At 53.8% G+C, this 25,746-nt stretch carries 13 protein-coding genes; 7 read left to right on the plus strand and 6 right to left on the minus strand.

Annotated elements, in window-relative coordinates; translation table 11 throughout:
* Together B5D23_RS12205 and B5D23_RS12210 are read right to left on the minus strand one after the other, a co-directional pair.
* Positions 1 to 741 carry a formate dehydrogenase accessory sulfurtransferase FdhD gene (locus B5D23_RS12205; protein ID WP_078685731.1) on the minus strand — a complete coding sequence of 247 codons (741 nt, stop codon included), beginning with the start codon at positions 739 to 741 and terminating at the stop codon, positions 1 to 3.
* Positions 742 to 756: 15 nt separating this feature from the next.
* Complete coding sequence (locus tag B5D23_RS12210) at positions 757 to 1,638, minus strand: formate dehydrogenase accessory protein FdhE (protein WP_078685732.1); 882 nt, start codon at positions 1,636 to 1,638, stop codon at positions 757 to 759.
* 484 nt (positions 1,639 to 2,122) lie between these two features.
* Here B5D23_RS12210 and wtpA point away from each other — a divergent pair, with 484 nt between their 5' ends.
* The 7 genes from wtpA (at position 2,123) to B5D23_RS12245 (ending at position 7,365) form a co-directional block, all read left to right on the plus strand.
* Positions 2,123 to 3,106, plus strand: coding sequence for a tungstate ABC transporter substrate-binding protein WtpA (gene wtpA, locus B5D23_RS12215; RefSeq protein WP_348980891.1), 984 nt, complete (start codon positions 2,123 to 2,125; stop codon positions 3,104 to 3,106).
* An 8-nt stretch (positions 3,107 to 3,114) separates the two neighbouring features.
* Positions 3,115 to 3,954 (plus strand): ABC transporter permease, encoded by an 840-nt coding sequence (locus tag B5D23_RS12220; RefSeq protein ID WP_078685733.1) that lies wholly within the window; start codon positions 3,115 to 3,117, stop codon positions 3,952 to 3,954.
* Positions 3,951 to 4,991, plus strand: a complete 1,041-nt coding sequence (locus B5D23_RS12225) for an ABC transporter ATP-binding protein (protein WP_078685734.1) — start codon at positions 3,951 to 3,953, stop codon at positions 4,989 to 4,991. The genes B5D23_RS12220 and B5D23_RS12225 overlap by 4 nt, the downstream gene beginning before the upstream one ends.
* 101 nt (positions 4,992 to 5,092) lie before the next feature.
* Positions 5,093 to 5,797, plus strand: coding sequence for a molybdopterin-guanine dinucleotide biosynthesis protein MobB (locus B5D23_RS12230; protein ID WP_078685735.1), 705 nt, complete (start codon positions 5,093 to 5,095; stop codon positions 5,795 to 5,797).
* A gap of 175 nt (positions 5,798 to 5,972) precedes the next feature.
* Positions 5,973 to 6,299 (plus strand): hypothetical protein, encoded by a 327-nt coding sequence (locus tag B5D23_RS12235; RefSeq protein ID WP_078685736.1) that lies wholly within the window; start codon positions 5,973 to 5,975, stop codon positions 6,297 to 6,299.
* A gap of 9 nt (positions 6,300 to 6,308) precedes the next feature.
* Complete coding sequence (locus B5D23_RS12240; RefSeq protein WP_078685737.1) at positions 6,309 to 6,800, plus strand: hypothetical protein; 492 nt, start codon at positions 6,309 to 6,311, stop codon at positions 6,798 to 6,800.
* Positions 6,801 to 6,804: 4 nt separating this feature from the next.
* Positions 6,805 to 7,365: an RNA polymerase sigma factor gene (locus tag B5D23_RS12245; RefSeq protein ID WP_078685738.1), complete on the plus strand. Its 561-nt coding sequence runs from the start codon at positions 6,805 to 6,807 to the stop codon at positions 7,363 to 7,365.
* Between the two features lie 73 nt (positions 7,366 to 7,438).
* On the opposite strand, the gene B5D23_RS12250 is transcribed toward B5D23_RS12245, so the two are convergent.
* The 4 genes from B5D23_RS12250 to B5D23_RS12265 are packed head-to-tail and all read right to left on the minus strand — an operon-like array spanning position 7,439 to position 25,602.
* Positions 7,439 to 20,479, minus strand: coding sequence for a beta strand repeat-containing protein (locus B5D23_RS12250; RefSeq protein ID WP_078685739.1), 13,041 nt, complete (start codon positions 20,477 to 20,479; stop codon positions 7,439 to 7,441).
* Positions 20,480 to 20,494: 15 nt separating this feature from the next.
* On the minus strand, positions 20,495 to 21,814 hold the full coding sequence (locus B5D23_RS12255) for an HlyD family type I secretion periplasmic adaptor subunit (RefSeq protein ID WP_078685740.1): 1,320 nt from the start codon (positions 21,812 to 21,814) through the stop codon (positions 20,495 to 20,497).
* 9 nt (positions 21,815 to 21,823) lie between these two features.
* Positions 21,824 to 23,941: a peptidase domain-containing ABC transporter gene (locus B5D23_RS12260; protein WP_078685741.1), complete on the minus strand. Its 2,118-nt coding sequence runs from the start codon at positions 23,939 to 23,941 to the stop codon at positions 21,824 to 21,826.
* Positions 23,938 to 25,602 carry an ABC transporter transmembrane domain-containing protein gene (locus B5D23_RS12265; RefSeq protein WP_159445992.1) on the minus strand — a complete coding sequence of 555 codons (1,665 nt, stop codon included), beginning with the start codon at positions 25,600 to 25,602 and terminating at the stop codon, positions 23,938 to 23,940. Before B5D23_RS12265 ends, B5D23_RS12260 begins: the two co-directional genes overlap by 4 nt.
* Between the last annotated feature and the right edge of the window lie 144 nt (positions 25,603 to 25,746).

The raw sequence follows: 25,746 nt of genomic DNA on the forward strand, positions 1-25,746 counted from the left end.
TTAGCTGTGGTCGTGCTGGATATGCTGCTCTGGGTCATCAAAGACCGTAAAGCGGTGCTCGCGAGCAAAGCCGACAAGCGTCATTTTGGCCTTGCGTGCGCGGGCAATGCCCTGTGTGGTGACGGCGCTTCGGCTTATCATGCAGGCAAAGCCTGCATTGATGGCCTTTTGCACCAGCGAGGCCGTGGCCCGGGCAGAAACAAAAAGAAAAAGCCCGTCCAGGCGTCGTCCATTTTGCAAGGCCCAGCCTGCCAGTCTGTCGAGACAGTTGTGCCGACCAATATCTTCTGTCTGCACAAGGAACTCGCGGGTTTCCGGGTCAAAAACAGCCGCGCGATGAAAACAGCCCGTTGCTTCCCAGCGCCCTTCTGACTGAATGAACTGGCTCATGGAGTCCAGAAGCTCTGACCCTGTTAGTGGCCTTGGCGCGGTGGTTTTTGCTGCGGGACGTGTATCTTTGACCAAACGCAGGAACCAGCGGTCATTCTCCTGCTTTTCCAGCTCTGGGCAGCGTTCTGGCTGGCCGTGATCGAGCAGGATGTGCCCAAGGACAAGCTGTTCGAGCTTGTCCGGAAAGGCGGTGAGAGATGCGATCTGTGTGCCATCAAGAATGACATCCAGACCGTGTTCTGGAGTCACGGTGTCCGTGAACTCATGCCATGTGTTCTTCTTAAACTGCTGACATGGCAGCTCGCAAAGCTGCGGGCTGTCGTCAGACTGCGATGACGTCGTGCTCTCCATGAGAATATCCTTGGTCTAAAATCCCAGAGCCGAAAGAGTGGGGCGGGTGTAGCCTTCTTTTGCTGCAAGAATATCAAGGCTCAGCGATTCCAGATCGTCAACAAGGTGCAGGGCTTTCTTGTCGAGGTCCCGGAAGTCAGAGCATTTGATGTAATGATGGCAGCTGTCGCAGACATCTACCCGGTAGCCTTTTTCTTCTTCGGCTTTGAAATAGGACAGCTTTTGGGTGTCCTGTTCTCCACAAAAAGCACAGCTGAGGCGCGGGATTCGGTATTCACTGTTGCAAAAGGAACAGCTGGCATACCGGAAGCCTTCCTTGTCGTGCAGGTCCGTAATGTACGGAAGGCTGCCGCAAATGGGGCAGTGTCCATGGTTTTGGGCCAGAGTCAGATCGGTGTGCGAGGACAGGGCTTCTGCTGCGGCTGCAAGGCTTGGAGCCAGAGAGGACTGGGCAAGGAAGTTGATGACTCGAGGCGCTTCGGGGGTCTTTTCTGCCCACAGTGCAAAGAAGTCTTCGTCGGCCTTGAGGTGCGCAGAGAACGCTTGTTCTGTGCGCAGTTCTCCAGAATCAAGAGCTTTTTGGATTGTTGTGACGGCCTGCTGCATGGGGGCAACGCTTTTACTTAAAAGCGTTAGGAATTCAGAAAAGAGCGTGCCGGCCTGTTCGGAATCAAAAGGAAAATCTTCTCGGGAAACGAGTGGGACACCTGCCTGAACTCGTTCTGGACTGGAAACAGTTTCGGGAAGCGTGATCTTGGCCTCAGCCTGAGCGCGAATCTGTCTGGTGTGGACAGCCTCGACAAGGTCAATAAGCTCGGATGGAATGTGCTGACTTTTGCGGAGCTTTGCCAGTCGGGACTGGAGGCGGCGCAACTGTGCCTCAGGATCAAACGTCATATCTTTACCCTTCTGAATCTGTGTAGGTGGAAAATTTGGAGCATGGTACACAGAAAGATTCTGAAACGCCAATGACGTGACATGCTATTTTCTTCGACGAAAAAGTTGTTCGCTGTATCTCAGAGTTATTTATGGTTATTTATGAGTCGAAATTTCGGAAAGACATATTTTTTGAAAAAAAGAGACAAGAAAGGAGGGGAAAAAGCGCAATGAACCCGACACTTTTGAGAGAGCGGAATGCAGATTTTTCGCCTGCTCCGCGTGTTTTTCGCTCTTTCTTTCTGAATCGTTTCAAATAAAAGTTATTTATGCAGATTTCATGTTATTTTATGTTTTATTTAGGTGTAGAAAGTTCGTTTTGGTGTCCTTGGGTCAAGAAAAAGGAAAAAAGGAAAAAAATTTGACCAAAATTTCCACGTGGTGCTATTGCGGGGCTACATAACTTTTTGTTTTTTTACCGAACCGACCTGTAAGGAGGCTCTTCGTGATTTCACTTTTGAGACGCACACTGAAAATGGCAGTGCTGACGGCTTTTGCCCTTAGCCTTGCTGTTCCTGCTTTTGCCCAGCCCTCTGGGAAAGTCATTATTTTCCACGCGGGAAGCCTTTCTGTGCCGTTCAAGGCCATTGAAGACAAGTTTGAAAAAGCTCATCCCGGCATCGACATCCTGCGCGAAGCTGGCGGCAGCACCAAAATGGCGCGCATGATCTCCGAGCTTGGCAAGCCTGCCGACATCATGGCTTCTGCTGACTTCACTGTTATTGACAAGAACCTCGTTCCGAAATTTGCCAACAACAATATCCGTTTTGCCAGCAACCAGCTTGTTCTCTGCTACACAGACAAGAGCCGCTACGCTGACGAAATTACTGCTGACAACTGGTACGAAATCCTCCAGCGCAAAGACGTTGTCTGGGGCCATTCCGAGCCGAACATCGACCCCTGCGGATATCGTAGCGTGATGGTGCTCCAGCTGGCTGAAAAGTTTTATGGCAAGCCCGGCCTCTACGAGAAGCTTCTTGCTAACCGCCCGAAAAAGAACATCCGTCCCAAGTCTGTTGAGCTGATTTCCATGCTGGAATCCGGCAACATGGATTACGCATGGGAGTACCTGTCTGTGGCTGTCCAGCACGGCCTCAAGTACGTCAAGCTTGATGACCACATCAACCTTGGCAACTACAAGTTTGATCCTTTCTATGCTCAGGCAAAGGTCAAAGTGACTGGCAAGAAGCCCGGCGAGTTTATCACCCGTACAGGCAAGTCCTGCACCTACGGCATCACGCTCCTGAACGACGCCCCGAACCGTGAAGCTGCAACCCTGTTCATGGATTACCTGCTCGACCCTGAGGGCGGCCTGAAAATCCTCCGCGACATGGGCCAGCCGCCGTTTGCCCCGGCTCGCGTGTCTTCTGAAGAGATGGTCAAGGCTCTGCCTGCCTCCCTCCAGAAGCGTGTTGAAGTCCGTAACTAGGGTTTCATATGACCGCTCATAGCTCAGAAACAGTTCAGTCCTCCCGGGTACGTAGCACTCAGCTCCTGCCCGGGGGGCTTTTTATTTGGCTCTGTTGTTCATTTGGCTTTGTTGTACTGGCCTTTATCCTGCTGCCGCTCTACGAGATGATTTCCCAGCCCAGTCTGGAAATTCTCATGGAGACAGCGGCTGACTCCGAGGTTATGGGGTCGATCTTCTTGTCTATCTGGACCTCTATGTCGGCCTCGCTCGTTGTGTTTATTTTGGGAACGCCTCTCGCGTGGCTGATGGCTCGCACGCAGTTCCCCGGTAAAAAGATTGTTGAGAGTGTCATTGACCTGCCCATCATGTTGCCGCATCCGGTTATTGGTATCGCGCTACTGAGCCTTGCTGGCCGGGGGCACTGGTTCGGCGAGATGCTTGGGAGCCTTGGCCTGAGCGTTATGGGAAGCCCGACGGGTATCATGATGGTCATGGGCTTTGTTGGACTGCCGTTTTACATCAATGCGGCAAAAAGCGGCTTTGAAAGCGTTCCCCAGCGCTTGGAAAATGTTGCCCGCAGTCTTGGTGCCAGCCGCGCCTCGACCTTTTTCCGGGTGACGATTCCCCTGTGCTGGCGGCACATGCTGGCTGGATTCATTATGAGCACGGCCCGTGCTATCAGCGAGTTTGGTGCAATTGTCATTATTGCCTATCATCCCCGTGTTGCTCCTGTGCTGATGTATGAACGTTTCACGTCATATGGCCTGAAATATTCCCAGCCTGTTGCTGTGTGGCTTATTGCCATTTGTCTTGTTCTCTTTGTGCTTTTGCGCGCTTTGACCCTGCCCCGGAGGGATGCAGAATGATTCATCTCGAACATTTGGATATCGAGTTTCCGGGATTCCGGGTTGATGACGTCAATCTTCACGTGGAAGAAGGCGAGTTCTTTGCGCTGATTGGACCGACTGGTTCGGGAAAATCTCTTGTGCTGGAGTCCATTGCCGGGCTGGTGCGACAGGCTCGCTGTCGGCTGATGGTGCAGGGTGAAGACATGAGTCACCTTGCTCCGGAAAAGCGTGGAATCGGCATTGTCTATCAGGATAATGCACTGTTTCCTCACCTGAATGTGATGCAGAACGTGAGCTTTGGCCTGCGCTATTACAAAGGAAACAGGCAGGAAGCACGCGACCGGGTAGAGCGGCTTATTGATATGCTGGGCTTGCGTCGGCTGGTACACCGTTCCGTGGCTCGGCTGAGTGGCGGCGAAAAGCAGCGTATTTCCATTGCCCGTGCCTTGTCCGTCAATCCGCGGGTGCTGCTTTTGGACGAGCCGCTCTCTGCTCTGGACCCAAACTTTCGTGAAGAAATTCGGCTTGTGCTCAAGGAGCTGCACGAGACGCTCGGCACCACCTTTTTTATGGTGACGCATGACTTTTCTGAAGCCATGTTTTTGGCGAATCGGGTAGGGGTTATGCACCGGGGAAAGCTGGAGCAGATTGGTGAGACGCGAGATGTGTTTTGCCGTCCCAATACGCCTTTTGTTGCCAAGTTTGTGGGCATGAAAAATGTCTTCTCTGCCGAATTTGAGGGGAAGATGGCCCATTTTGATGCTTTGAGCTGTGCCCTTGAACATACGCCTGCTTTGGGCGCGGAGTACCTCGCGCTGCGGCCCGAGGACATTGAACTCTATCCGCGAGGCGCCAAGATTCCTGAACATTTTGCGCATTTTTCGGGCAAGCTGGTAGGCATTCAGGATTTGGGCTTTGTCTTTGAGCTTGCCGCACAGGTTGCAGGGCTGGAATTCCGGACCATTCTTGATCGCAAGCGCATGCTGGCAAGTTCACTGTGTCCCGGTGATGAAGTGCAGATCGCATTCCCGCCGAGTGCCGTGCACTGTTTTTAGCCTGATTGGGCTTGCTCTGAGCTTTTCCCGCTTGCTCCCCGGCATTTGAGTGAGTACAAAAAGCCAAAGCGTTTGAGCCAAAGCGCGTTGGAGGAAGAGAGATGAAAGCTGTAGGTATTGTTGGTTTCAAAAAGAGTGGAAAAACCACGCTGGCCCTTGAACTGGGTGCGGAACTGAAACGACGGGGCGTGGTCGCAGCTGCGGCAAAGTTTTCGAGCCATTCGCTGGACCGGGATGAAACAGATACATCTCGGTTGCGCGAAGTGTATGGCTCCTGTGCGGGGCTGACCGAGCAGGAAGCTGCTGTATTTTATGAAGGGAAACGCTTTTTGCCAGACCTGATGCCGATGCTTTTGGGTGAAGTGCTGGTTGTCGAGGGGGGCAAAAGCCTTGGCTGGCTTCCACGCATTATTCTGCCCAAGACAGAGGATGAGGTTGCTTTGCTCAAACCAGAGCTGGCTCTGGGGAGCTGGGGTGAGATAGACGTTCCCGGCGTGCAGCGTTTTACGGACATTGGCGAACTCGCAGACTGTGTACTGGAAAAAGGTTTTGCCTTGCCCGGTCTGGACTGTGGTGCCTGTGGCAATCCCGGTTGCGAAGAACTGGCTCGCGAGATTGTGGCAGGAAGAGCAACTGTTGCTGACTGTAAATCCAGCAAGGGCGACAAGCTGAGCCTCAAGGTCGGTGGAAAGCGGGTCGCCATGAATGGTTTTGTGGGTGACATGATTGCTGCCTCTGTGGAGGGGATGGTCGACCAGCTTAAAGGTGTTGGTCCGGGAGAGATTCGTCTGACCATTAAGCGCTAGTTTTTGAAAAATGAATGAAGGCCCGGTTTTGCCGGGTCTTTTTTTATGTTTGAACAGCTTGGAATATGTGGAATTTTGGACTCTGCACGAAAAAAAAGCACAAAAAGCGCAGGACAAAGGCGATTACAGCGTTATTCTAGTGAAAGGGATTATTCCGACAATATGAGGTGTGATTATGACAAGACGTTATTCCGAGACGACGGAACGCGTCGAGAACCGCACAAACCTTGAGCAGGCGCTAAAAGCAATGCCGGCCTATGCGCCGCCATCTGATCTTGCGCGCAAAACACTTGAGCGTGTGCAAAACGAGACGCAGCGCCCAGCATTTGACTGGTTTCAGTTCCTGTCTCCGGCAGGGCGAGGACTGGTCTGTGCGTCGGTTTTGGGTGCACTCCTGCTAGGCATGAGCCTTGGATATTTTGCAGGGCAGCCAGTAAATCAGCAGTACCAGACCTCTGGGCTGGTCGCCTCGCTTCAGGAAGAGCCGCCGTCGCTCTTTTAGGGGACGAATATGAATCGTAAGAATATTTACCGACTGATTTTTCTTCTTTCAGTCGTCCTGAATATAGGCTTTGTTGCTGCGTTTGGGTTTCGGACTCTTGGCTTTTCTGCTCCACAGCAGCCTTTTGAACGGGTGACGCTGTCCGCGGAAGAAAAAGCAAAGGTTGCCGAGGCAGATAAGCTGCTTTCCCGCTCGCACAACCAGTGTCGGATGCAGGGGCGTTTGATGACCAACACGCTTCTTCAGGATGCGCTTTCTGGAGAAGGACTCACGCCTGAAGAATCCGCACGCTTTGTTCAGGAGCGCGCTGACCTTGAGCGCCGCAGAGCAATAGCTCTTGTTCAGCATTTGCAGAATCTGCGTCGTGAACTTGGCGAAGTCCGCTTCCGTCAGCTGCTCGAAGCTGTTCGGGATTATCAGGGCGAACAGCAGCGCCGAGGCAGACATCGTCACGGCAGGGATTGCCCGCAGTGTGACGTTGGACCGGGACAGAAGAAGTAAGCATATGGCATGGTGGACGCGCCTGTCGCAGCAGGACGATGATGCCCTGATGGCCAAGGTTGCCACAGGGAGTGAACGCGCTTTTCGGGAGATCGTGGAACGATACCAGGCGCGAATCTATGATTACGCGCGGCGAACAGTGCATGACGGTGCCGAAGCCGCAGACATTGCGCAGGAAACATTTTTTCGGCTTTTTCGGCAGGCCGGGCGGTATCAGGGGCAGTCGTCTCTCAAAGGCTATCTGTTCTGCATTGCCCGAAACCTGTGCATTGACCACATGCGCAGAAAGCGCCCCATCCCAGTGGAGCATGTCCCAGAGCAGGCTGATGAGACAACGCCTTTTGTCGAAGTTGATGTAAGTGATCGTTTGCGTCAGCTTGAGGAGGCACTGGAAAGTTTGCCAGAGACACAGCGCACGGCCCTCTTGCTTCGCCACCGTGAAGAGCTGGGCAACGCGGAGATTGCCGAGGCAATGGAAACAACGGTGTCTGCCGTAGAATCCTTGCTAGTTCGAGGGCGCAAGGGCCTTCACAAAATATTGCCAGAAGATTTTTTAGACGTGTAAACCCCCGCCAGCGGAGCTGCTGACGGGGGCTTTTTTGTGTGAAAGTGGGGACGTGGTGACGCCCCACTTTTTTTTAGTTGTTGTCGTAGTCTGTGCTGACCTGCACGTCGGCCGGATCTTCATCCTGCATTTCGGGCGAAGGTTCTGGGAGTTCCTGATCGCCAGGCTGACTGCCGGGATCATCCAGTCCATCATCGCCACCGTCGCCGTCAGAGGTGCCGGTTTCTGTGTCGCCGTCCAAAAGCTGGCCCATGTCACCAAAGGTAGCAGGATCAGACGGGTCGGCTGTGCTCATTGTCGGATCAGACTGCTCCTGTGGCTCTGTATCCGTCATGCTGCTTTCGTATGGTGCCGTGCTGCCATTTCCGCCAGAATCAGCATCGCTTTCGTCAGAAGCATCAGACATCATGCTGGCATATGGCGACGCCGCAAAGCTGAATGCGAACGGTGCAGGTGCCGGAGCTGGAGCCTGTACGTCAACAGTGACAGAGTCCGTTTGCACAAGGTCGTTTCCATCCTGAGAGACCGTAACCGTCAGGTCGAGATCAAAGCTTCCTGTGAATCCACTGGGGGGATTAATCTGGAGGCCTGAGACGTCAGCTTCGTCAACATCCCATGATCCGTCAGGTTGCAGGGTCCCAGCCGAGAGTGTTGCACCACTTGGAATGTTATCGACATTCAGGGTCAGTGTTTCATCTGGTGCCGTCGTCTGTGCCGTAATGTTCAGATCAATGGGGGTGTCCTGTTCGCCAGAGGAATCAGGAGCCACAAAGTCTGGAGCATCGGGCTGGCCTTCCACCGTGACAAAGAAGCCGCCAGTGGTCGAGCTGGAGCTTCCACCGTCATTCGAGCTGGCCTCAACAAAGAGGTTGAAGCTGCCAGAGTAGTCCTGAGGCGGAGTGATGGACAGTCCGGCCAAATCGCCGGGGTCGACCTCCCACACACCGGGGCTGCTTTCTGTGCCAGCGGAGAGCGTCGCACCAGTCGGTACACCAGAGATCACAACGTCACCGAGTGTTTCGGACGGGTCCGTGAGCGCAACCTGAATATCCAGTGCGATAGGCGTGTCTTCATCGCCAGATACGGAATTGGTGGTCAGAAGCGGGGCATCCGCACCCGGCACAACCGTAAGCTGGAATGTTGCCTGGTTGAAGTTGGTATCGAAGTCCTGTTCTGCATTGTTGTACTCAACTGTTACCGTCACGGTTCCACTGTAGTTCGTCGGAGGCGTGACCGTCAGGCCGGGCAGGTCAGCCTCGGCCAGTGTCCACAGCCCCGGAGGGAACTCGGTTCCTGCACTCAGGGTGGAACCCGGAGGCAGGTTGGTAATGACCACGGAACTCAGGGTTTCTGAACCGTCAGTATCTTGCAGAGCAAAGCCAATATTCAGCGGTATTGCTGTGTCTTCTGAACCCGTAGCATCACTCAGAATTGGTGTAACCGGGTCGGCAACACCCTTGACGGCGACGCTTACGGAATCGTTCGTCGTGTTGGTATCTCCACCTGTATCTGTCGTGGTGACGGCCACACTCAGGTTCATTGTGCCGGAGTAGTTCAGCGGCGGGGTGACCGTGAGTCCTGCAAGATCACCTTCTGCCAGTGTCCACGTTCCTGCGGGACCTTCCGTTCCGGCGCTCAGCGCTGAGCCTGCCGGGACGTTGCTGACAACAACGGATGTGATGGATTCTGAACCGTCGGTGTCCTGCAGGGTCGCGGAGATACTCAGCGGAATAGCGCTATCTTCGTTGCCGTTGGTATCTGTTGTGACAATGGTGACCGGATCGGCAACCCCCGCTACGGCGACGGTCACAGTGTCGTTGGTCACGTTGGTGTCACCATCAGTTTCAGTCGTGGTCACCGCGACATTCAGGTTCATGTCACCAGCGAAGTTTGTGGGCGGAGTCACTGTCAGTCCAGACAGGTCCGCTTCACTCAGAGTCCATGTTCCAGAAGGACCTTCTGTTCCGGCACTCAGGGTTGAGCCTGCCGGGACGTTACTGATGACCACAGACGTGATGCTTTCTGAGCCGTCGGTATCTTGCAGCGCTGCTGTGATGGTGATGGGGATTGTTGTGTCTTCATCACCACTGGTATCGGTTGTCGTTACTGTTGCCGGATCGGCAACGCCAATAATGGTCAGCGGCAAGCTGGCCGTGCTTGTGGCACTATCGTTATTTGCTGGTTCTGTGCTTGTTGCGGTGATGTCCAGCGAGAAGGTCCCACTCTGGTTCAGCGCCGGAACAAGTTCGAGACCAGTAAGCTCAGCAGGTGTGAGTGTCCATGATCCGTCAGGATTCTGAGTGCCTGCCGTCAGAGTTGCCCCCGGAGGCAGGTTGTCAATGACCACTTCGAGCACTTCGTCGGGGTCAACAAGTGCCGCACCAACATTCAGCGGAATATTGCCGTCTTCGCTTCCTGCTGCGGCTATTGGTGTTAGGTCTGGAGCATCGGCTACAGGATTGACCTCAATTTCGAATGGCTCGAATGCTGAGTCGGTGTCTCCATCATTTTCTGTAGAAACGAATTCCGCGACGGCATTAATGGTTCCTGAGAAGTGTGTGGGGGGCGTAATGGTCAGGCCCGGAAGGTCTGTACCTGCGACCGTCCACGTTCCAGAAGGACCTTCGATTCCAGCACTCAGGCTTGAACCAGCGGGAATGCCGGTAATGATAACACTTGCGGTTTCGGAGCCATCAGTATCCACCTCGGTGTAACTCAACGTGATGGGGATTGCGGTATCTTCATCACCAGAGGTGTTTTGCGAATCCACAATGTCTACATCTGCTACGCCTTCTACAGAAACCGTGAAGTTTCTGGACGTTGTGTTGGTATCGTTGTTGCCAACTTCGCGAGTAATAGCGTTCAGCACCATGTTAAAGTCGCCGTTCGCATTTGGGGGAGCTGTAAAGGTCAATCCTGAAAGCTCTGCTTCCGTAAAGGTCCATGAACCATCACCATTGTTATGACCATCGGAGAAAACGGCATTGCTTGGCACGTTTGAAATGGTAATGGCAATGAGTTCAGACCCATCGGTGTCTGTAAGTGTGGCATCAAGAACCAGCGGAATTGCTGTGTCTTCCTGACCGTTCGCATTGTTGACGATTACCAGAGCAGGGTCGGCCAGCGGGTCAATGTTGACACTGACTGAATTACTGAATGTCGAAGTTGAGCCGTCAGACTCCTGAACGACAGTTTCAACCGTGAACGAGAAGTTGCCGTTGTCATGAGGCGGAGGGTTAAAGACGACCTGATCGAGCTGCCCAAGAGGAACTTCAAAGCGTCCGCCGCCAAGGTCCACAACACCTGTGAGCGAAGATCCGGGCGGAAGGTTGGTAATGACAACCGACGTGATGGACTCAGAACCATCAATGTCTGTCGTGTTGACCTGAAGATCAATGTTCAGTGGTGTGTCTTCGTCGCCGTTTCTGTTTCCAAGGCTCACACGTGGTGGGTCAACAACAGGTGTAATGTTTGCTGTGACCGGATAGGTGTTGGACTGGTTCTGACCGTTGGCGCTGGTCTCAAGGACCGTTACATCAAAGGTCAGTGGGCCTGCAAAGTCCTGTGGAGGCGTAATTTGCAGGGTGTCCAAAAGAGCCGGGTTATCACCGGGGATGACCCAGGTGTTATTTAATGGATTAAAGAATCCAATGTTTGGTGTGGCTCCAGGCGGCAGGTTAGAGAGCACGATAGATTCCTGTGCTCCAAAATTGCCAAAATCAGGAGTAATATCCACATCAAACGCGTTGTCTTCAGTGCCTGTTGGCGGTGTGATGGTTGCCGTTGGCGGGTTATTGCCGCCGGGACCTCCACCAGGACCTCCGCCGCCAGGACCATCAGGTCCACCGGGAGCTCCAACGCCTGTCAGCTGAATGTTAAAGGTGTCGGTGCTTGTTGCGGTATCACCGTTGGAGTCCGTTGCAATGGCTGTCACTGTGACAGGGATAGTCCTGTTTGGGTTGTCGCGGTACACGTAGAATTCGAGATTTGCGAGTTCCGCCTCGGTGACGAGGAAGGTTCCACCGCCAAGGTTCAGCCCCGCAGAGGGGAAGACATCAAGATCGCCATTAAAGTCGATGTAGATGTGGAGCGTTTCGGAGCCGTCGGTGTCCGTAAGCGAAGATGAAATGTTGGCGGGAATATAGGTTCGAGTCTCGCCAGAAACATCTCCACCTGTAATGGTCGGCGGGTCGGCGTCAGGAATAATATTGACACGCAGAGGGCCTGTCGCAACAGCCGTGACTGTTCCTGCGTCTTGGATTGTTGCAGAAACAGACAAGTCAAATGTTCCACCAAAGTCCTGTGGTCCTGTGATCGTTGCGTTGGCAAAGTCTGCCGGGGTGAAGCGGAAGACTCCAGGGCTGATTTCTGTGCCACCAGCCAAAACCGCACCCGCAGGGACATTGGTGACATCGACATAGAGCACCTGCTCAGAGCCATCGATGTCCTGAACCAGCGGATCAAGATTCAGCGAAATAGCAGTGTCTTCAGGCCCAGAGGCCGAACCATACGAGCGTGCTGCGGCAATGCCGCCACGAGTTGGTTCATCTACCACTGGTGCGACGTTGACAGGAACAAAGTTGGTGAATGTTGCCTGCGCACCGTCGTTTTCCTGCACAACGACATCCAGAGTAACAGTGAAGACGCCTGAGAAATCCTCAGGCGGAGTGACTTCCGCACTGTCCAGTTCTGCCTGTGTCAGGGCATATCGACCATTTCCAATAAAGGTTCCTGTATTGATCGATGCGCCTGAGGGCAGGCCTCGGATGATGTAGGTAATGGTTTCTGATCCATCCGTATCTTCTGGCGTCACAGTTACGTTGAGGGCAATGGATGTGTCCTCGTCGCCAGAGGCATTGCTGGTGACATTGGGTGCATCCGGAACGCCCTTAATGCCGATGTTTAGAGTCCGCGGCGGGGAGTATGCCTGATCGCCATCGGCCTCAACAGAAAGGGCACGAATGGTGAGCGTGACATCATCGTTTGAATGCAGTGGAGGCGTAAAGGTCAGGGTTGGAAGCGCAGCTGCCGGAATCAGCCAGACTCCGGGAGAGGTTTCTGATCCGCCACTAAAGCTTGCTCCAGCCGGAACATTGGAGAATTCAACAAAGAGTGACTCTGAGCCGTCTGTGTCCAGAAGCTCTGCCCGGACTGTCAGCGCGATGGCACTGTCCTCAAGCCCCATTGCTGAGGTGAATTTCAGCTTTGGTGTGTCAGCATCGCCAACGACATGCACATTAAAGGCATCGGTGTTGACCGCCGTGCTGCCATTTGGCTCTGTGGCTGTGGCTTCAAGCGTCATCGCAACGTCGCCGGAGAAGTTAAGCGGTGCCGTAAAGGTGATGTTGGGCAGGTCCGCAGGGTCAATGCTCCACGTACCATCGCCGTTGTCTGTACCAAGATTGAAACTCGATCCAGCCGGGACATTGAGGATTTTGAGAGTCAGAGTTTCTGACAGGTCAATATCTGTAATAGCCGCAAGGAAGTTCATCTGGATTGGAGTGTCTTCCAAACCAGTCACATCACCAGCTGTAACGGAGGGCGTATCTGCGACGGCTTCAAAACTTGCGTTAAAGTTGCGGCCCCGGGATGCGGTGTCTCCGTTGACGTCTTCTGAAATGGCCGTGAAGCGGAGATTGACTGTTCCGCTAAAGTCCTGACGTGGTGTAATTTCAATCGTGTTAAGTGCATTTGGAGGCACACTCCAGACGCCACCACCAAGGTCAGTTCCACCAACGATAGTGAAGCCTGTGGGGACATTACTGATTTGTGTGCTGATAATGGTTTCTGAGGGGTCCGTCACAGCCGCAAGCAGATCAAGTGGCAGGTCGGTGTCCTCGGTGCCATTTACAGAACGTGCCCGCACTCGTGGACGGTCTGCTACTGCATCAACCGTAATGGTCAGAGTGTCAGAGTTCGTCGCAACATCGCCGTCGTTTTCAGTGGCAATAGACGTTGCTGTGAGCTGAATGTCACCACTAAAGTTTCGCGGTGGGCGAACTCTCAGATTTGCAATGTCAGAGGCATCAACCTCCCAGACGCCGCCACCAAGATTTGTGCCGACGTTCAGGGTTGCGCCGTTAGGAACATTGGAAATCTGGAAGCTCAGGGTTTCTGAACCATCCACGTCTGTCAGCATGCCGCTGACATTAACCGGGATAAAGGTATCTTCGTTGCCTGTGGCGTCATCTGCGTTGATGGTTGGCGTATCTGCAACACCAATAATATCAACGGGCAGAGCCACAGAGTTTTGGTTTGTGCTTCCGTTTGGTTCTTCGGCAATGGCCGTTACGGTTAGCGTGAAATCAACGTTGCTGTCCGGTATTGGCGAAAGCGTCAGACCCGGCACATCCGCAGGGTCAATTTCCCAGCGACCGGGTGCCGTCTGTGTTCCCGCAGAAAGTGTTGTCCCCGCGGGAACGCCATCAATGATGATGTTGGTAATAGTTTCAGAACCTGTGGTGTCTGTTGCCATTGCCGTGATGTCGAGCACCACGTCGGTATCTTCATTGGTCGTGGCTGGTTGGGCAGTCACATCTGGCACGTCTGCCACTGCATTGATGGTCACAGGCAGGGAACTGATGTTTGTTGCAGACGTATTGTTGGCTTGTTCTGTTGCTGTGGCAATAACCGTCAGGTTGAAGGAGCCTTTAAAGTCCAGAGGAGCATTGATGCTCAGCCCTGCAAGCTGGGCAGGCGTCAGCTCCCAGACTCCGCCGCCCTGGTCTGTGCCAGCAGACAGGGTGAAGCCATTGGGCACACCTGTGATGGTGATGCCAAGGACTTCGGAGCCATCTGTGTCAACAAGCGAGGACGTGATGCCAAGCGGGAAGGGCACATCCTCGTCACCCGTTGCTGGCGGTGTCGCCAGGTTGGGCTGGTCGGGGATAGGCACAACCGTGACCGTAAAGGGAGACGTGACTGTCGTCATGTCATTGTTTGCCGTTTCCGTGGATGTCGCTTCCAGACCAAGGCTGATGGAACCAGAGAAGTGCAGCGGCGGTGTGATTGTGATGCTGCCCAGATCTGCCGGATCAACGGACCAGCGCCCGCCACCAAGGTCCGTGCCCGCAGAAAGTGTTGCTCCTGCCGGGACACCCGTGATGACTGTTGCCAGAGTTTCTGAACCATCGGTATCTGTCAGCGCAGCACTTAGCGTCAGCGGAATAGCCGTGTCTTCGTTACCCGTCGTGTTTTGGACGGTGGTTGCAGGCGGGTCAGCGACAGGTCCAAAGCTTCCGGAAATGGTCGTACTTGTGCTTGCCGTGTCTCCGTCTGTTTCTGTGCTGGTAACGGTGACGTTAAGACTGACGCTTCCTGAGAAGTTTGTTGGAGGCGTCAGGGTCAGGCCCGCGAGCTGCGATGGGGTCAAAGTATAGACTCCGCCGCCCTGGTCTGTACCAGCGGACAGGGTGAAGCCATTGGGGACTCCAGAGATTTCATAGCTCAGGCTTTCACTGCCGTCTGTGTCGACCAGCGTACCCGTGACGTTGACAGGCATGTCTGTATCTTCATCAACGTTGGTCAGCGAGGCCGTGAGGCCCGGAGTATCGGCAACACCAACGACATGTACGTTAAAGCTTGCTGATGCCGATGCGTTGTCATTGTTGGAACTTTCTGTGGCAGTCGCAACAAGCGTTAACGGAATGTCGCCAGAGAAGTGCAGGCCCGGTGTCAGGGTGACATTGCCAAGGTCTGCAACAGGAATGGCCCATTCGCCACCGCCCATGTTTGTGCCAACATTGAGTGTTGCGTCCAGCGGGACGCCTTGCAGAACCACGCCAAGCGTTTCACTACCGTCAGTGTCGACCAACGATGATGCAAGACTCAGCGGGATCGCGGTATCTTCATTACCTGTTACGTTTGCTGCGGCAATGTCGGGTGTGTCCGCATCCGCTACAAACGTGGCGGTGAAGGGCGTTGTCGTTGTCGCAGAGTCGCCGTTTGGTTCTGTGGACGTTGCCGTAATGCTCAGGTTCAGTTGTCCGCTAAAGTGCGTCGGGGCCGTAATGGTCCCTGGGGACTGGTTGGGCGGGACTGACCAGTTGCCACCACCAAGATCGGTACCGTTGGAAATGCTAAATCCGTTTGGCACTCCGCTAATGACGATACTGGTGATGCTTTCCGAGCCGTCAATGTCGGTTTCGGAAACAGTGTAGGACAGGCCAAGGGAAACATCCTCAATACCCTGAACATTTGAGACAACAACGCTTGGCGCATCGGCAACAGCATTGACTGTAATGGAGAAGTTGTCTGTGGCTGATGCTGTATCGCCATCATTTTCCGTCGACGTCGCTGTAGCCGTCAACACGAAGCTTCCGCTGAAGTCCTGCGGCGGAGTAATCGTTACCGTTGCCAGTTCGGCTGGCGTCAGGTTGTAGCTGCCGTCAGGCTGGAGGGTCCCTGCTGAGAGCGTGGCTCCTGTTGGAATATTAGAAATGTTATAGGTCAGGCTTTCTGAACCGTCAGTATCCACAAGTGAGCCTGAGACATTGAGCGCGATGGCCGTGTCTTCGTTTCCTGTGGAATTGCCAGCTGCGAGGTTTGGCGTATCTGCAACGCCTGTTACTGCAACCGGCAGGGTACTTGTCGCCGTTGAGGTATCACCGCCTACTTCTGTAACCGTGACTTCGACACTTAGATTGAAGTCCACATTACTGTTGAGCGGTGGGGTAATGGTCAATCCAGAGATTTCCGCAGGCGTCAAAGTCCAGACGCCACCACCCTGATCTGTTCCTGCGGAGAGTGTTGCTCCGGCGGGGACATTGGAGATGGTGTAGCCTGTGACGGATTCACTTCCTGAGGTATCGGAAGGACTCGCCGTAATGCTCAGCGGAATAGCGTTGTCTTCCAGCCCAGAAGCCGGAGGCGTTGAGATGTTTGGCGTGTCCGCATCACCCTGAATGGTGACGTTGAGGGTGCCCGGAGTTGTCGCTGTATCGCCATTGGGTTCTGTCGAAGTCGCGGCAACATTCAGCGTAAAGCTGCCCTTGAAGTCCAGAGGCGGAGTAATTGTCAGGCCAGCAAGATCACCGGGGGCAAGTGACCAGACGCCACCCCCCTGATCTGTTCCGTTATTGAGCGTAAAGCCAGAAGGCACATTAGAGATAACAAGGCTCAGGGTTTCTGAACCGTCGATATCAGTAAGCGCACTGCTGATGCTCAGTGGCACGGTCATGTCTTCAGTGCCTGTGGCATCGGTTGTTTGCAGTGTTGGCGGATCGGCAACAGGAATGACCTGTACTTCAATATTCTGGGTCGAGGTTGCCGAAATACCTGTCGCAATTTCCGTTGAGGTGGCTTCAAGCTGGAGGTTGATAGTTCCAGAGAAGTCCTGCGGAGCCTGAATCTGGAGCGTTGGCAAATCTGTTGGATCGACCTGCCAGCGCCCACCACCAAGGTCTGTTCCGGCGGACAGAACCGCACCCGTGGGAACACCAGTGATGAAGGTTGCCAGTGTTTCAGATCCGTCAGTGTCTGTCAGCTGGGCACTCACGGGCACGTCAATAAAGGTGTCCTCAAAGCCCAGTGTGATTTCATCTGCACCAACATCAGGCGGGTCAGGCACACCTGTGACCGTAACAGGCAGCGGAGCAGAGGTCTGTGCCACGTCACCATCGCGTTCTGTGGCAATGGCTGTGACGGTGAGGTCAAAGTTGCCAGAGAAATGCAGTGGTGGGGTGATGGTGAGACCTGACAGTTCTGCTGGAGTCAGTGTCCAGGTTCCATCTGGGTTCAGTGTGCCAGCAGAAAGCGTTGCCCCTGCCGGGACAGCTGAAATGACAAAGCTCAGAGTTTCTGATCCGTCCACATCAAAGAGTGAACCGGAAATAGGCAGAGGAAGTTGTGAATCCTCTGAACCTGATGTTGGTAATGTATTGAGTGTTGGTGTATCGGCAACGCCTGTGACACTCACCACAAAGGGAGAGCGGTTAAAGGCGGTGTCATTATTGGATATTTCTGTGGTGGTCGACTCCAGCGCAAGATTGATGTCACCAGAGAAGTTCAGTGGAGGGGTGATTGTCAGACTGCCAAGATCTGCCGGATCGACTTCCCAGCGCCCACCACCAAGGTCTGTGCCAGCAGAAAGCGTTGCTCCTGCGGGCACACCAGTGATGGCTGTTGCCAGAGTTTCTGAGCCATCTGTATCAACGAGCGCAGAGGAAAGGCTCAGAGGGATAGGGCTGTCTTCAAAGCCTGTGACGTTTTGTACCGAGACATTCGGTGCGTCAGCATCGGCGGCAATATCTACGAGGAAGGGGTCGGTGTTAACTGAGGTGCTTCCGTTCGGTTCCGTCGCAGTTGCTTCCAGTATCATGTTGACGGTACCAGAAAAATGCAGCGGTCCGGTGAAGGTCAGCCCCTGCAAATCTGCTGGAGTCAATGTCCATGTGCCGTTTCCATTATCTGTACCGTTATTGAACGTCGCACCCGCAGGGACTTGTAAAATGCGTAGGCTCAGGCTTTCTGAGCCGTCAATATCTGTGGTTTGGGCAAACATGTCAGCCAGAGGAACGGGAATGTCTTCTGTTGCATTAGCATCGCCAGCGTCCACAAAGGGCAGGTCTGCAACAGCATTGACATTGACATCAAGAGTCTGGGTCCGGGTGGCGGTGTCGCCGTCCTGTTCTGTCGCGGTTGCCGCTACCGTCAGCGAGATGGTGCCGCTGAAATCTTGTGGCGGAAGGAGAGTCAGACCCGCCAGCTCTGCGGGCGTCAGCTCATAGCTTCCATCTGCCTGTACAGTGCCAGCAGAAAGAAGCGCTCCACTTGGCACTCCTGAGATGTTAATACTCAGAGTCTCAGAGCCGTCAGTGTCCACCAGCGAAGAACTAATGCTGATAGGAATTTGTGTGTCTTCATCGCCACCAGCTGCAGGAGTCGCCAGATTTGGCAAATCGGCTACGCCAGTAACGGCAACGTTGAAGTTCGCGGTAGTGCTTGCCGTGTCGTTATTGGAGCCTTCCGTTGCCGTGGCGATAATTGTCAGGGGGATGTCGCCCGAGAAGTTTGACGGAGGCAGAATTTGCAGGGACGCAAGGTCTGCCGGGTCAACTTGCCAGCGGCCACCACCAAGGTCGGTGCCAGCGGAAAGAATGGCCCCGGAAGGAACGTTTTCGATAACAATGGAAAGCGTTTCTGAGCCGTCCTGATCGACGAGGTTGCTACTCAGGTTGAGTGGAATCTGGCTGTCTTCAAGGCCTGAGACATCTTGAGCTATGAGTGCCGGGCCATCCGCGACGGCGGAGACGTTGACGGTTGTCTGTTGACTTGTTTGAGCAACGTCGCCGTCCTGCTCTGTCGCGATAGCTGTGACAGTAAGATCTATAGTTCCCGAAAAATGTAGAGGGGGAGTAATTGTAAGCCCGCTTAAGTCCGTAGGCGTTAAGGTCCAGCTCCCATCTGGATTTTGGATACCAGCGGAGAGCGTGGCTCCGGCTGGAACATTTGTAATGACAATACTCAGAGTCTCAGAGCCGTCAGTGTCCACCAGCGAAGAATTAATGCTGATAGGAATTTGTGTGTCTTCATCGCCACCAGCTGCAGGAGTCGCCAGGTTTGGCAAATCGGCTACGCCAGTAACGGCAACGTTGAAGTTCGCGGTAGTGCTTGCCGTGTCGTTATTGGAGCCTTCCGTTGCCGTGGCGATAATTGTCAGGGGGATGTCGCCTGAGAAGTTTGACGGTGGCAGAATTTGCAGGGACGCAAGGTCTGCCGGGTCAACTTGCCAGCGGCCACCACCAAGATCGGTGCCAGCGGAAAGAATGGCCCCGGAAGGAACGTTTTCGATAACAATGGAAAGCGTTTCTGAGCCGTCCTGATCGACGAGGTCGCTATTCAGGTTGAGTGGAATCAGGTTGTCTTCAAATCCAGAAACATTTTGTACTGCGAGTGTGGGGGCATCCGCGACCGCTGTGAATGTCGCTGTGATCGGCGTTGAAATAGACGTACTGTCGCCGTCATTTTCTGTTGCCGTTGCCGTAACGGTCAGGGTGACATCGCCAGAAAAGTGCAGGGGCGGGTTCAGCTCAAGTCCTGCCAGTTGCGCAGGTGTGAGCGACCATGTCCCGTCCGGGTTCTGGGTGCCAGCAGAGAGCGTGGCGCCAGAAGGGACACCTGAAATGGTGATGCTCAGACTCTCCGAACCATCGGTGTCTGTAAGGGCACTGCTGATGTCCAGCGCTGCAGGCGTATCTTCCAGGACGGTAATCGGAACGGTAGCCAGAGTCGGTGTGTCGGCTACGCCAACAACGTCAATGGGAAGCGTCGTGGTGACACTGCTTGTGCTGCCATTAGACTCTGTGGCCGTCGCGGTAATGCTCAGGACAAAGTCTTCATTGGAGTTGGGCGGCGGGGTGATGGTCAGCCCGGCCAGCTCACTTTCGGTCAGCAGCCAAACGCCGTTTCCAAGGTCGGTTCCGGCAGAAAGAAGAGCTCCCGCAGGGACGCCAGCAATGGTCACGGTCAGTGATTCTGCACCGCCGTCCGAGTCCTGAAGCGCTGCAAGAATGTTCAGGGAAATTGCAGAATCCTCAGCACCCTGAACGGTCGAAAGATTCAGCGTTGGAGCCTGAGCAATGGGAAGCTCGTCCTGTCCCGGAGTTTGTGGAGTTTCTGGGCCGCCAGTACCTTGAGGGCCTGAGTCTCCTCCTCCAACAAATGCAGGGCTTGCAACGGGAGTAAAGCCTCCAAAATCACCTAACGCATTGCCGGCAGAACCCTCAGGCCCTGCTCCGGGGTCAGCACCGGCAACAGCAGCAACGCCTCCGCCCACATTGTCTTCGGGAGTGGCGCTTGCAATATTTTGAACACCGCCACCGACGGCGTCCTCGCCAGTACCTGCACCGCCATCAGCGTCAGCAAGCCCCGGACCAAAGTTTTCACCAAGTCCAGCAGCACTGTCGCGTTCTGCGGTTTCTGTAGGTTTTTTGCGGCCAAAAGGCTGCTCTTCAAGACCACCTGTTGCCTGTGTGGTGAGGTGTTCTTCACTTCGGAGCTGTTCAGCCTGTTCTGCAGTCTGTTCAGCCTGGGCCTGAGATTGTGCATCTGCCACCTGACGTTGTGTTTCTTCACTATCGCTTGGTGGAGTTGTGGGGCGTTTTTCGTCAGCCATACTGCACCTCTTTGTCTAACGTTCCTGGAAGCCCTGATTGGCTACGGTGAAGACAGGCTTCAGGAGATACTGGAAGACGGTCTTGTGACCTGTCACGATATCTGCTGATGCGGTCATGCCGGGAAGCAGTGTTCCTCTTGCGCTTCCTTCTCCAATGACACTTGCCTTGGGGGTCACTTCTCCCTTGTAGAAGATTTCACCCTTTGGGCCGGTAAAGGTTGTGGGGCTGACTTTGGTCAGGGTGCCCTCAAGTGCGCCGTAGCGGGAGTAGTCAAAGGTATCAATGCGGACACGCGCTTCTTGTCCAACATGAACGAAACCAATGTCGCGGGGTGAAATGTGAACTTCTACAACCAGTGCCACGTTGAGCGGGACGATCTCGGCTAGCGTTTCGCCGGGTTTGACAACCGCGCCCGGTGAGGAGAAGGGCAGAGCCTTGATAATGCCGTCAACAGGAGAAACCATAAGGAGTTTGTCCAGCGAGGTTTGGCGTTCACTCAGGCGAGATGAAGTTTCAGAAAGTTCAGCCAGCAGCTCAGATCTCTCGTCTTCTGCTGCCTTAATTCTGTTATGGCGCAGGCTCTTTTTCTTTTCTGCAATTTCTGTCAGCTCGTTGGTCAGAACCTTTTTCATCCCTTCGAGTTCTTCTGCTTCCTTACGGAATTCAGATTCCCGCTGCTGGGCATTCAAAAGCTCCAGTCGGGAGGCTATCTTTTGTTTTGACAGCTTTTCATAGGTCTGGGCTATTTCACGCGAAGACCGAATTTGCTTGCGAACCACGGGAAGCTGTCTGTTGATGGCTTCCACTGCTTTTTGTTTCTGAATGAGCTGATTTGAAAGAACGCTGATTTCCGCATCCAGCTCAGCTCGCTGTGCGCGAAGCAGTTTTCGTTGCTGGTCCACAAACTTGGGGTATTTCTGTTCGTATGAACCAAAGCTCGGTTCCCCACCTTCAACAAAGGCGCGCAGGCGTTCAGCATCCAGCTCAAGTGCTGCGGTCCGGGAGGCAAGCTGATTTACATCCGTTGCCGTCTGGAGCGGCTCAAAGCGCACAAGGGGTTGCCCTTTTTCAACGGTTTGCCCTTCCGAGACAAGCAAAGAGACGATCTGCCCGCCTTCGAGACTTTGGATGTTGAGCACTTTGCCGAGTGGAATCACCTGCCCGCGAGTCCGGGCAACCTCTGGGACACGGGCGAGTGTTGCCCAGATAATGAACGCAAAGATGAGAAGTACAATAATCCAGACGACAATTCGCATGGGAGAAACAGAGCGCCTGTGAGTGACTGTGCGTTCGAGAAACATGCTTGTATGTTTGTCCGATGGGTTCATACTCATGACATATCCTTATGCATTGGATGTGTTGATGGTCACGGTTTCGGGAAGAGTTACCTTTCCGATGCTTACCGGGGCACCCTCATCCATTAAAACAACCCGGTCGCACATGGCCAAAATTTCGCGGTCATGTGAAGCGATCAGGATCGTCCGCTTTTCATTTGTGTTTTCAACAATGGCCTTAAACGCATCAAAGAAGCGTTCGGAGCGGCGGAATGTAGGTTCATCAAAGAGCAGGATCTTGGGGCGTTTGACCAGTGCCCGGGCAAGGCTCAAGGCCTGCTGCATGGAGAAGCCAACACGTGGGCCACGTTCCGTATACATTTCAGTATCCAGACCATCTGGCAGTGACGCTTCAAGATCGCCAGCACCAGCTTCACTGAGGGCTGCACGAAGCTCATCATCAGTTGCCTCAATGCGTGCAACACGCAGATTCTGGCGGAGAGTCCCTGTGAAGAGCTGATCGTTTTCTGGAACAAGGCCAAGCCAGGATCGGAAATCTTCTGGCATAAACTGACGAATGTCCCGGTTGCCAATAAGGACGCTGCCACCCTGAGGCTGGAGCAGTCCCGCAACGGTCAGAAGCAGGGTTGTTTTGCCTGCACCGTTTGGACCAGTGATGCCCACAACTTCACCTTCGTTAACGTCAAAAGAAACGCCAGCAAGGGCAGGCTCACGGTCTGCGGTATAGCGGAAAACGGTTTTGTTTAGCGTGACTGATGGACTAATGTCTTGAAGCGGAGAGACCAGAGAAGATTCAAGGTTTTCACCCTGAAGATTCATCAGGCGGTCAATCTGTCTGGCAGAGTGGCGCAGCTGGTAGTAGCGGCTAAAGGATGTCGCAAAGGCCTGAATTGGGGCGGTCGTGCGCCAGATAAGCATCATGGATGCAATGAGACCACCAGGCGTGAGGAGATTTTGGAGGACCAGTATCATACCAAACCCTAAAGTCGCTAGTGCTGTCAAGGTCGAAAGCGCTTTTGCAACGACTCGCAGGGTAGAGGCTGCGAGAGAGTACTTGCGGTTTGCGGCTGCGGCCCGGACAGAAATACGGGCGTAATGCATGGACCAGCATTCTTCCAGACCAACACCAACAAAGTCTTTCAGGTGCTCGACAGAGTCCTGCTGAATTGCTGTGCGCTCGGCGTTCAGCCGTGCGGCCCGGCGCATGGCACGATCTTCAAAAATCGTGAGGAACGGGATGATAATGGCGTACAGGAAAATGAATGTGATCGGGACCAGCACCAGCCAGCCACCAAGGTAGGCAATGGCGCCAAGGAAGAGCAAAACAAATGGAGCATCCATAATCGCAGTGGCAAAAGCGCCAGAAACGAATTCACGAACCCGTTCAAGGTCGCGCAGTCGAAGAATGTGCGAATCCGTACTGCTTCTGGTCAAAACGGCCAGAGGCAGAGACAGGATGCGTTTCATGGACTCAACGCTGGACAAAAAGGCTGTACGCCCGCCGGAATACGTCAAAAGGCGGGAACGGATAATGCGGAAGAGTGTACCAAAGAGAATGGCAAGCCCAACGCCGATGCCAAGGTAGACAAGAGCGTTCACGGAGCGGGCTGGAATGGCCCGGTCATAGACGTATCTTGTGAAGAATGGCAGGGCCAGACCCACCGCGTTGATGAAGAAACTGGCAACAAATGCACCAGACATTTGTCCCCACAGGCTGGACACAGTCCATGAAAGCCATGACGTGTTCGGCGGTTTGCTCAGCGGTTCCACCTGTGGCGAAACAACAAGCAGAATGCCTGAGCGGGGGATTGTATCGGTTGGCGACAGCACATGAGGAGAGCCATTTACAGGCACATGCAGGGTCGGCCAGCGAACCATGTCCAGATCTTTGGGCGGAACGATTTCTGAATCATAGCCAAGCTGGGCCAGAACATCCCGAACATCCTCAAAGGTCAGTGCTCGGCCAAGAGGCAGGGTACTGATAAGTTCTTTTGGTGTGCCTTTCCAGCACAGGTTTGCCAAAATTTCTGACAGAACATCCATATAAACAGAATGCGGGATTTCAGAGTTTTGCAAGATAGACATAAACTCTGTGCGGCACTCTGTGTTTGCCTGACAGGAGGACTCATAAAAGGGGTATTGGAGAGAGCTGACATCCCAGTTCATGATGCAACCTCCTGGGTCTTGACGCGGTGAATGGTGTCTGCATTCAGGCGAAGGGTTTCGTCAAAAGCCTGCCGCATGGTGCTGTCTGCGGGGCAGAGGAGCACCGTAATGCCGCTCATTTCGCGCAGAAGGTTTTGCAGGCGTTCTTTACCATCAAGGTCGATGCCTTCATCGGCTTCATTCAGAATGAGAACCTTGGGGTTGTTAATAAGTGCCCGGACAATGGCAACGCGCTGGAGAATGCCGGATTCGATGGGACCACCAAGCATGTCACCGACATTGGTTTTGAAGCCACTAGGCATTTTGTACACAAAGGCCGAGAGACCAAGTTTTTCTGACAGTTCAAGTGCCCGGCGTTCTTCTGCGGGCTGGAATAGGGTCAGATTTTCCATGATGGAGCCTCTGAACAGGGAGGCCCGTCTGGGAATAAATCCCACAGCTTTTCTGTAGGCGCTGCGGCTAAATTCATTGAGAGGCTTGCCGCCAACAAGAACTTGTCCTTCGGCGGGGGTGTTGCTGCCAATGAGGAGTCCAACCAGTGCAGGCAGGATTTGATCGGCACTGTCTTCTACGACCAGTTTGTCGCCGGGAGCGAGGTGCACATCCAGAGAGATTGGCTTGCCGCCACGTTCAAGTTTGACGCCATTCAGCTGGACTTCGCCGGAACTTGGGCCTGCAGCTCTGTCGTCGGCGTTAAAAATGGAATCTTCTGGGAGGGACCACAGTTCGTGAATTCTGGTTTCTGCAACGGCAGTGCGCTGGAGCTGGGTCCACAGCACAACAAGAGCCACTACTGGGCCAAGGCTTCGCCCTGCCAAAATTGTGCAGGCTGCCAGTCCACCAGTGGAGAGCTTGCCCTGCATAACAAAAATAGCACCGACAACAACGACTGCCACTGTCGTCAGGTAGCCAAGCATGGCGACAACGTCAGAAATGGCATGGCTGATTCGGTCGAGGCGGGTTCGGTCGGCGATAAGTTTTTTGGTCTTGTGACGGAAGCGTCGGGAGCTCAGGCGCTCACCGCCAAGGCTTTTGAGTGAGATGAGGCTGTTGAGAATGGAAGTAATGTAATTGATGCGACGATCTTCCATTCTGCTCACCTGGTGAGATGCTGACTGCAGAAATTTTCCGGCAAGAAGTGCAAGAGTCAGGGCGACACCAAAGAGGATGAGTGGTACAAGAACAAGTTCGCGCCCGATGTACCAGATTGCTGCAAGGAACAGGAAAGAAAAGGGAAGGTCATAGAGAACGAGATAGGACTGGCCAGCATAATGATCGCGAATGCTGCTGATGTCATTGAGGCGCTGGGTCAGGGCACCGGTCCCCATGTTCATGGCGGAGGCAATGTCGGTGCGGAAGAGTTTTTTGAAAGCAAGCAGTGAAGATGCGTATTCAAATCGCTCTGCGTACTGCGAGAGAACGTGAGTTCTGGCATAGCGCAGGAAGGCTTCGGTAATAACCGCTGCAGCTGCCCCCAAAAAGAGAAGCGTTGCGGTATTGTACGCCTTGTTTGGCAGAATCCGGTCATAAACCTGCAGAATGACAATAGGGATTGCCAGACTCAGGATGTTGACCAGAATGCTGAGAAGCACAGTGTCAATCTGTGTCCCCAGTCCTGGTTTCAGGTTTGAAACAGCATCTTTCAAAGTTGTTTTTTGCATTGCAGCATCCTCGTTTCTGATAGTGGTGGTCAGAAAATATGTTTCGAAGATTTTCCAAAAATGAGTGTCCTCAAAAAAAATCGTTTTGCCGCGAGCAGAAGTTCCACGACAAAAAACGCTTACCGACAAAAAAAGAATGCAGTG

Origin of the sequence: Desulfobaculum bizertense DSM 18034 (genome assembly GCF_900167065.1) — a bacterium.
Classification (GTDB): Bacteria; Desulfobacterota; Desulfovibrionia; order Desulfovibrionales; family Desulfovibrionaceae; genus Desulfobaculum; species Desulfobaculum bizertense.

Bases quoted from the DNA above. Each gene is read 5' to 3' on its own strand.
- B5D23_RS12265 (WP_159445992.1), bottom strand. From the start codon at position 25,602: ATGCAAAAAACAACTTTGAAAGATGCTGTTTCAAACCTGAAACCAGGA.
- B5D23_RS12235 (WP_078685736.1), top strand. From the start codon at position 5,973: ATGACAAGACGTTATTCCGAGACGACGGAACGCGTCGAGAACCGCACA.
- B5D23_RS12225 (WP_078685734.1), top strand. From the start codon at position 3,951: ATGATTCATCTCGAACATTTGGATATCGAGTTTCCGGGATTCCGGGTT.
- B5D23_RS12255 (WP_078685740.1), bottom strand. From the start codon at position 21,814: ATGAGTATGAACCCATCGGACAAACATACAAGCATGTTTCTCGAACGC.
- B5D23_RS12230 (WP_078685735.1), top strand. From the start codon at position 5,093: ATGAAAGCTGTAGGTATTGTTGGTTTCAAAAAGAGTGGAAAAACCACG.
- B5D23_RS12210 (WP_078685732.1), bottom strand. From the start codon at position 1,638: ATGACGTTTGATCCTGAGGCACAGTTGCGCCGCCTCCAGTCCCGACTG.
- B5D23_RS12250 (WP_078685739.1), bottom strand. From the start codon at position 20,479: ATGGCTGACGAAAAACGCCCCACAACTCCACCAAGCGATAGTGAAGAA.
- B5D23_RS12240 (WP_078685737.1), top strand. From the start codon at position 6,309: ATGAATCGTAAGAATATTTACCGACTGATTTTTCTTCTTTCAGTCGTC.
- B5D23_RS12245 (WP_078685738.1), top strand. From the start codon at position 6,805: ATGGCATGGTGGACGCGCCTGTCGCAGCAGGACGATGATGCCCTGATG.
- B5D23_RS12260 (WP_078685741.1), bottom strand. From the start codon at position 23,941: ATGAACTGGGATGTCAGCTCTCTCCAATACCCCTTTTATGAGTCCTCC.
- B5D23_RS12220 (WP_078685733.1), top strand. From the start codon at position 3,115: ATGACCGCTCATAGCTCAGAAACAGTTCAGTCCTCCCGGGTACGTAGC.
- B5D23_RS12205 (WP_078685731.1), bottom strand. From the start codon at position 741: ATGGAGAGCACGACGTCATCGCAGTCTGACGACAGCCCGCAGCTTTGC.